8 protein-coding genes are annotated in these 7,008 nt (G+C 42.0%); all 8 read left to right on the forward strand.

What is annotated here, in order from left to right:
* Nucleotides 1-172 precede the first annotated feature (172 nt).
* The 8 genes from HXY43_RS25785 to HXY43_RS25820 all read left to right on the forward strand — a co-directional run bounded on the left by HXY43_RS25785 (nt 173) and on the right by HXY43_RS25820 (nt 6,834).
* Nucleotides 173-403 carry a hypothetical protein gene (locus HXY43_RS25785; protein WP_290889787.1) on the forward strand — a complete coding sequence of 77 codons (231 nt, stop codon included), beginning with the start codon at nt 173-175 and terminating at the stop codon, nt 401-403.
* Nucleotides 404-431: 28 nt separating this feature from the next.
* Nucleotides 432-1,319, forward strand: coding sequence for an urease accessory protein UreD (locus HXY43_RS25790; RefSeq protein ID WP_290889792.1), 888 nt, complete (start codon nt 432-434; stop codon nt 1,317-1,319).
* A gap of 33 nt (nt 1,320-1,352) precedes the next feature.
* Nucleotides 1,353-1,658 carry an urease subunit gamma gene (gene ureA / locus HXY43_RS25795; protein WP_026733537.1) on the forward strand — a complete coding sequence of 102 codons (306 nt, stop codon included), beginning with the start codon at nt 1,353-1,355 and terminating at the stop codon, nt 1,656-1,658.
* Between the two features lie 19 nt (nt 1,659-1,677).
* Nucleotides 1,678-1,983, forward strand: coding sequence for an urease subunit beta (locus tag HXY43_RS25800; protein WP_290889796.1), 306 nt, complete (start codon nt 1,678-1,680; stop codon nt 1,981-1,983).
* Nucleotides 1,984-2,050: 67 nt separating this feature from the next.
* Nucleotides 2,051-3,778 carry an urease subunit alpha gene (gene ureC, locus HXY43_RS25805; protein ID WP_290889799.1) on the forward strand — a complete coding sequence of 576 codons (1,728 nt, stop codon included), beginning with the start codon at nt 2,051-2,053 and terminating at the stop codon, nt 3,776-3,778.
* Nucleotides 3,779-3,967: 189 nt separating this feature from the next.
* Complete coding sequence (locus tag HXY43_RS25810; RefSeq protein ID WP_290889802.1) at nt 3,968-4,141, forward strand: hypothetical protein; 174 nt, start codon at nt 3,968-3,970, stop codon at nt 4,139-4,141.
* 80 nt (nt 4,142-4,221) lie between these two features.
* Nucleotides 4,222-5,322, forward strand: coding sequence for a hybrid sensor histidine kinase/response regulator (locus tag HXY43_RS25815; protein WP_290889805.1), 1,101 nt, complete (start codon nt 4,222-4,224; stop codon nt 5,320-5,322).
* Between the two features lie 129 nt (nt 5,323-5,451).
* On the forward strand, nt 5,452-6,834 hold the full coding sequence (locus tag HXY43_RS25820) for an aldehyde dehydrogenase (protein ID WP_290889808.1): 1,383 nt from the start codon (nt 5,452-5,454) through the stop codon (nt 6,832-6,834).
* The last annotated feature ends 174 nt before the right edge of the window (nt 6,835-7,008 follow it).

The raw sequence follows: 7,008 nt of genomic DNA on the forward strand, positions 1-7,008 counted from the left end.
AACGCACTGCTATGGATAACAATTATATGGTTCAGGTTCTCAATTGTTTTTTCATTAGCAACACTTTAGATTCTTCTGATTCCTTGTGTCAAGCCTGATTGAGATGCTCTTACCCTGATTCAAAATCTACGATGCTTACCAAGTTGAAGACCACAATCAAGAAAAAAAGCTTGTGAGTAAATTTGTTACAGAGCTTGGATTGGATTTAGTATCTTATAAATATCTTACATCTACAAGTTTAAGAACACCACTTGGAAGTGCTGAATTCGGAAAATTTGCACTAGATAAATTGCCTAAGCAATTACATATGAGACCAATGATTAAGAAGTATCTAGCTCAGAAGAATCAGTTACATTATACTCTAGATGATTATGTCATATTAGCCAAAAAAGCTCATATTTAATCATAAAAAATAGTCAATAATCTCACTTGTGAATCAATCGTGTAACTCTCAAACAACAGCAAAATCCGTAAACGGCTGGCATGGCAAACTTAATCTAGTATATGCCCATCGCCAAGGTGGAACCCAGCTAATTTTTGATCGCAATCAAGCACCGCTGAAAGTGCAACGCCCTTTTTATCCAGAGGGACAGGAAGTTTGTCATAGCGTAATTTTACACACTGCTGGGGGTGTGGTGGGAGGCGATCGCCTTTCTTATCACCTCCACCTCCAACCCAACGCACAAGCCTTAATTACAACAGCTGCTGCTGGAAAGATATATCGCAGTAATGGCATGACTGCAAGACAAACTATCGAGATAAAAGTTGATGCAGGTGCTTGTTTGGAGTGGATACCGCAAGAAACAATAGTCTTTAACAGTGCTTTGTATCGACAAGATATACGAGTAGAATTAGCTACGAATGCTAGCTATTTCAGCTGGGAAATTACTAGGTTTGGTCGCAGTGCTAGGGGAGAGAAATTTTTGCAGGGAGAGTGGCGCAGTAATACTGAAATTTGGCAGCAGGGTAAACCCTTGTGGATAGATAGACAATGGGTTCCTGGTAGTGAAGAAATTTTCCACAGTCCCCACGGCTTAGCAGGACAACCAGTAGTAGGTAGTTTGGTCTATATTGGGCAAGAGGTTTCATCAGAAATCGTCGAAAAAGCCCGAAATCTTTGGCAATTTCCCATTCCCCATTCCCCATTACCTATTCCCCATCACCAAATAGGCGTTTCTCGTTTAGAACATGGATTTTTGTGTAGATATCGTGGCTCTTCTACTGCTGAGGTGAGACACTGGTTTATCGGTGTTTGGCAGTTATTACGTATGTCTTTTTTAAATCGTGGTAACTGCATACCTAGAGTTTGGCAGATTTAGTGGACTCACCAAGTCACCAAGGGAGTTTAGGAAATGCAACTGACGCCGCAAGAGAAAGACAAACTGCTGATTTTTACTGCTGCAATGCTTGCAGAAAGACGTAAGGCAAGAGGTTTGAAATTAAATTATCCAGAAGCCATTGCTTATATTTCTGCTGCTATCTTAGAGGGTGCGAGAGATGGGCATACTGTAGCTGAATTGATGAGTTATGGTACTACGCTGTTGAGGCGGGATGATGTCATGGAAGGTGTGCCAGAAATGGTGCATGAAGTGCAAGTGGAAGCGACTTTTCCTGATGGTACGAAGTTGGTGACAGTGCATAACCCAATTCGTGATTAGTTTTATATAGGATTTATCCATGATTCCAGGAGAAATAATTACACCAGCAGGAGAAATTGAACTAAATATAGGGCGTCTGACTGTAAAATTGCGAGTGTCAAATACAGGCGATCGCCCCATACAAATTGGTTCTCACTTTCACTTTTTTGAAGTCAACGCCGCGTTAAACTTCGATAGAGAACAAGCACGAGGAATGCGTCTCGATATCCCCGCTGGAACAGCAATCCGCTTTGAACCAGGCGACGAAAAAGAAGTGACTCTCGTCCCCTTAGCTGGTACACGTCAAGTCTACGGTTTCAACGGCAGAATTAACGGACAACTCTAAAACCCTCTGCGTCCCTGGTGCGTTTTCCTTTGCGTGCCTCTGCGTTAAAAAATATTCAGGAGTTAACATGAGTTATAGAATGGATCGCCGGGCTTACGCGGAAACCTATGGCCCCACAGTCGGCGATCGCATCCGCCTTGCAGATACAGAATTATTTATTGAAGTCGAACAAGACTTCACCACCTACGGTGATGAAGTAAAATTCGGCGGTGGTAAAGTCATTCGCGACGGAATGGGCCAATCACCCATTTCTAACGCCGCTGGTGCTGTTGATATGGTAATTACTAATGCTTTGATTTTGGATTGGTGGGGAATTGTCAAAGCAGATATCGGCATTAAAGATGGCAAAATATTCAAAATTGGTAAAGCTGGAAATCCTTATATTCAAAACAATATAGATATTATTATTGGCCCTGGTACTGAAGCCGTCGCTGGCGAAGGAATGATTCTTACGGCTGGCGGTATCGACACCCACATTCATTTTATTTGCCCCCAACAAATTGAAGTAGCCATTGCTTCTGGTATTACCACTATGATTGGCGGTGGTACTGGCCCCGCCACAGGTACAAACGCTACTACTTGTACACCCGGGCCGTGGAATATTTATCGAATGCTGCAAGCGGCTGATGCTTTCCCCGTCAACCTGGGATTTTTGGGTAAAGGTAATACTAGCCAACCACAAGGACTGGTGGAACAAGTCGTGGCGGGCGCGATGGGATTAAAACTACACGAAGATTGGGGAACCACACCCGCAGCGATCGATACCTGTCTCAGTGTTGCCGATGAGTACGATGTGCAGGTGGCAATTCATACTGATACACTCAATGAAGCTGGGTTTGTAGAAGATACCATCGCCGCTTTCAAAAAGCGTGTCATCCACACTTACCACACCGAAGGCGCAGGCGGCGGACACGCACCGGATATTATCAAAGTTTGTGGTGAAACCAACGTCTTACCATCATCCACTAACCCTACACGTCCTTACACCGTCAACACTTTAGATGAACACCTGGATATGTTGATGGTTTGCCATCACCTCGATCCGGGAATTGCTGAAGATGTGGCGTTTGCTGAGTCGCGCATTCGCCGGGAAACTATCGCTGCTGAAGACATTTTGCACGATTTAGGTGCATTTAGTATGATTTCTTCCGATTCCCAGGCGATGGGACGGGTAGGAGAAGTAATAATTCGTACCTGGCAGACGGCGCACAAAATGAAAGTGCAACGGGGAGACCTCACCCCAACCCCTCTCCTTGTAGGAGAGGGGCTAAGAGTGGATAACTTTCGGGCAAAAAGATATGTTGCCAAGTATACGATTAATCCAGCGATCGCTCACGGCATTTCTCTGTATGTGGGTTCAGTCGAAGAGGGAAAACTAGCAGATTTGTGTTTGTGGCGTCCGGCGTTTTTTGGCGTTAAGCCGGAGATAGTAATTAAAGGTGGAATGATTGCATGGTCACAAATGGGCGATGCCAATGCTAGTATTCCCACGCCGCAACCTGTGCATATGCGCCCGATGTTTGGTAGTTTTGCAGGTGCTAAGAATGCCACATCGTTAACTTTCGTTTCGCAAGCAGCGTTAGAAAGGGAAATTCCCAGTCAGTTAGGGTTGCACAAGCAAGCAGTTGCGGTTTCTGGAACACGTCAGTTGAGTAAGCAGGATATGAAGCTAAATGATGCATTACCGCGCATCGAAGTAGATCCGGAAACTTATGAAGTGAGGGCAGATGGGGAGTTGCTAACTTGTGAACCTGCAACGGTTTTGCCAATGGCACAGCGCTACTTTTTGTTTTAATGTGTCACTTGAATACGCTTGTGCGATCGCATCTTCATTACATAGCTGTAAACATGGCTAAACTCTCAACAGGTGAAAAAGGTAAGCTCATTTTGGGTGAACAGTGCGATCGCTGACTTTAGCGTCATATGAGAATGCGATCGCTTACTATCACTTTAGTGTTTGTCACACATCACACACCTAAAGCTTTTGTTACCAACATTAAAGCTGTCGTCACCAACATCACGACATTTGTTACCAACATCGCGATATTTGTTTGACTTACGCCAATGTGCGGTGCGATCGCTTAAGGGAAAATCTCAGAAACCTGACTTCTTTGAGAAGTTGGGTTTCTACCGTTTACAACTTTCACAAATTAAATAGAAGTGGAAATTTTAGATATAATTAATACTAATATTTTTTAATTAAAATATCTTAACTATTATTAAAAAACCTACTGTCAAATGATTACACAACCTCTTCACTCAGACAAAATCCTAGTAGTTGATGATTCTCCTGATAATGTATTTTTAATCAAAACCATATTGGAGGAAGAAGGCTATACAGTTACTACGGCAGAAAATGGTGCTTGTGCATTGGCAAAAATTGCCGAAGCGACTTTTGACTTAATACTGCTGGATCTGATGATGCCAGGGATGGATGGTTATGAAGTAACCAAGCAGATTAGGGAAAATCAGAGTTTGCCATTTATCCCGATCTTACTTATCACTGCTCACGATTCACCGAATGTTGCCCAAGGATTAGACTTGGGTGCTGATGACTTTATCCGTAAACCAGTAACAGTAGACGAGTTGCTAGCACGAGTGCGATCGCTTCTCCGTCTCAAACACAGTATCGACGAACGCGATGAAATCGCCCGTCAAAGAGAAGATTTTGTCTCTCGCCTCACCCACGACTTACGTACGCCCCTAGTAGCAGCAGAACGGATGCTGACACTTCTTTCAGAAGGTGCATTGGGAAGTTTATCAGCACCAATGCAAGAAGTTATTACTATCATGGGCCGTAGCAACACCAACCTGCTGGCAATGGTAAATACCCTACTGGAGGTTTATCGCTTTGAAGCAGGACGCAAAACCTTAGCGTTTCAACCAGTTAATCTAGGGCAATTACTCAAAGAAGTGGCAGATGAATTAACTCCCCTAGCTGAACCAAAGGGACTGGCAATAAATCTAGATCTTGGTGAGGACTCAACCAATAGTACGGTGATGGGCGATCGCTTAGAACTGCATCGCCTATTCACAAACCTGATCGGTAATGCTATCAAATTTACCGATAAAGGTTCTGTAGATATCCACCTCATAGCGCCTACCACTGCCGACGACCACATTAATATCAAGGTAGTGGATACAGGCCCTGGTATTCCTCCTGAAGAACAAGCAACCTTGTTTGAACGATTTCGCCAAGGTAGCCACAAGCGTTCTGGAAGTGGCTTAGGACTGTATCTTTCTCGTCGAATTGTTGAAGCACACAAAGGTACAATCGAAGTGAATTCAGAAGTAGGTAAAGGCAGTGTTTTTATTGTATGCCTACCCGTCAAGCAGTAAATTTATAAATTATGAATTAAGCTAAAATAGATCTAATTTTGTATAATCCAAGTGCATTAACTTCTTGTGGGGCGGGCATCTTGCCCGCCATATTCATGCAAATTAAATTTATTTTCTGATAGCAAAAATATGAATACTGAATTATCAATCGCTGATATTATTCGTAAACAAAGAGATTTTTTCTCCACAGGTAAAACTAAAGATATTGCTTTTCGTATTGACCAGCTTAAAATTTTACAACAAGCCATCAAAGATAATGAAGCAGCAATTTATCAGGCTTTAAAAGCAGATTTAAATAAACCGGAATTTGAAACATTTTCTTCAGAAATTGTATTGGTATTCAAAGAAATTGAATATTGTCTCAAAAATATTAAGGTTTGGACTAAACCTAAAAAAGCACAAGTTCCTTGGCAATTACTTCCTGCTTCAGCACAAATTTATGCAGAACCGCTAGGAGTGGTTTTAATTATTGGTGCTTGGAACTATCCCTTTCAGTTAACTATTTCACCATTAATCGGAGCGATCGCTGCTGGAAACTGTGCCATCCTCAAACCTTCAGAACTTGCCCCGCATACCTCTAGTCTCGTTGCCAACATTATCGCTAAATATTTCCAGCCAGAATATATAACAGTCGTAGAAGGAGGTGTAGAAACTAGTCAAAAACTACTAGCAGAAAAATTTGACCACATCTTCTTCACTGGAGGTACTGCTGTCGGCAAAATTATTATGGAAGCAGCAGCCAAACATCTCACACCTGTCACTCTAGAATTAGGTGGCAAAAATCCTTGTATTGTAGATACTGACATTCATATTGAACATACCGCCAGACGGATTACTTGGGGTAAGTTCATCAATGCCGGACAAACTTGTCTTGCTCCTGATTATTTATTAGTGAATCACAAAATCAAAGCAAGTTTATTATCTGAAATTAAAAAGTGTATTCAAGAATTTTATGATGCTAATCCTGCTAGTAGTCCTGATTATGGCAGAATTATTAATCAAAAACACTTTGACAGGTTAGCAAGTCTTCTCAATAGTGGTGAAACCTGCATTGGTGGCGAAACAAACCGAGATGAACTTTATATAGCTCCAACAGTAATTGGAAATATCTCCTTAGCAGATCCTGTGATGCAGGATGAAATTTTTGGCCCCATTCTACCTGTGATTGAATACAAAGATATATCAGAGGCGATCGCCCTAATCAACTCTCAACCAAAACCCTTAGCTTTGTACTTATTTTCTAATAACAAAAACCTGCAACAGCAAATTTTACAAGCCACTTCATCCGGAACTGCATGTATCAATGAAACAGTCATGCAGATCGGTGTTTCATCTCTACCATTTGGTGGTGTAGGTGATAGCGGTATCGGTAGCTATCACGGTAAATCTAGTTTTGACACCTTTTCTCACTATAAAAGCGTGTTACACAATCCCTTTTGGCTGGATTTAAAATGGCGATACGCTCCCTATACTAAGAGCAAATTGTCTTTCTTGAAGAAACTTATTGGGTAGTTACCAGGGCTACCATATATCCATACATTAAGCAAATAGGGTAAGTAAAGCTCACCTAGCCCTTTCAAGGTGGGTGAAAAATATGCTTTCATTACCTGATTTTTCCTGATTCGACTTGGTGTCTTAGTGTCTTGGTGGTTAAATAAAATTTATTTTTTCACCACAAAGACACCA

Source organism: Fischerella sp., assembly GCF_013388695.1.
GTDB lineage: Bacteria > Cyanobacteriota > Cyanobacteriia > Cyanobacteriales > Nostocaceae > PCC9605.

Excerpts from the sequence above, each read along its gene's own strand:
- ureA (WP_026733537.1), top strand. The coding sequence starts at position 1,353 with ATGCAACTGACGCCGCAAGAGAAAGACAAACTGCTGATTTTTACTGCT.
- HXY43_RS25800 (WP_290889796.1), top strand. The coding sequence starts at position 1,678 with ATGATTCCAGGAGAAATAATTACACCAGCAGGAGAAATTGAACTAAAT.
- ureC (WP_290889799.1), top strand. The coding sequence starts at position 2,051 with ATGAGTTATAGAATGGATCGCCGGGCTTACGCGGAAACCTATGGCCCC.
- HXY43_RS25815 (WP_290889805.1), top strand. The coding sequence starts at position 4,222 with ATGATTACACAACCTCTTCACTCAGACAAAATCCTAGTAGTTGATGAT.
- HXY43_RS25820 (WP_290889808.1), top strand. The coding sequence starts at position 5,452 with ATGAATACTGAATTATCAATCGCTGATATTATTCGTAAACAAAGAGAT.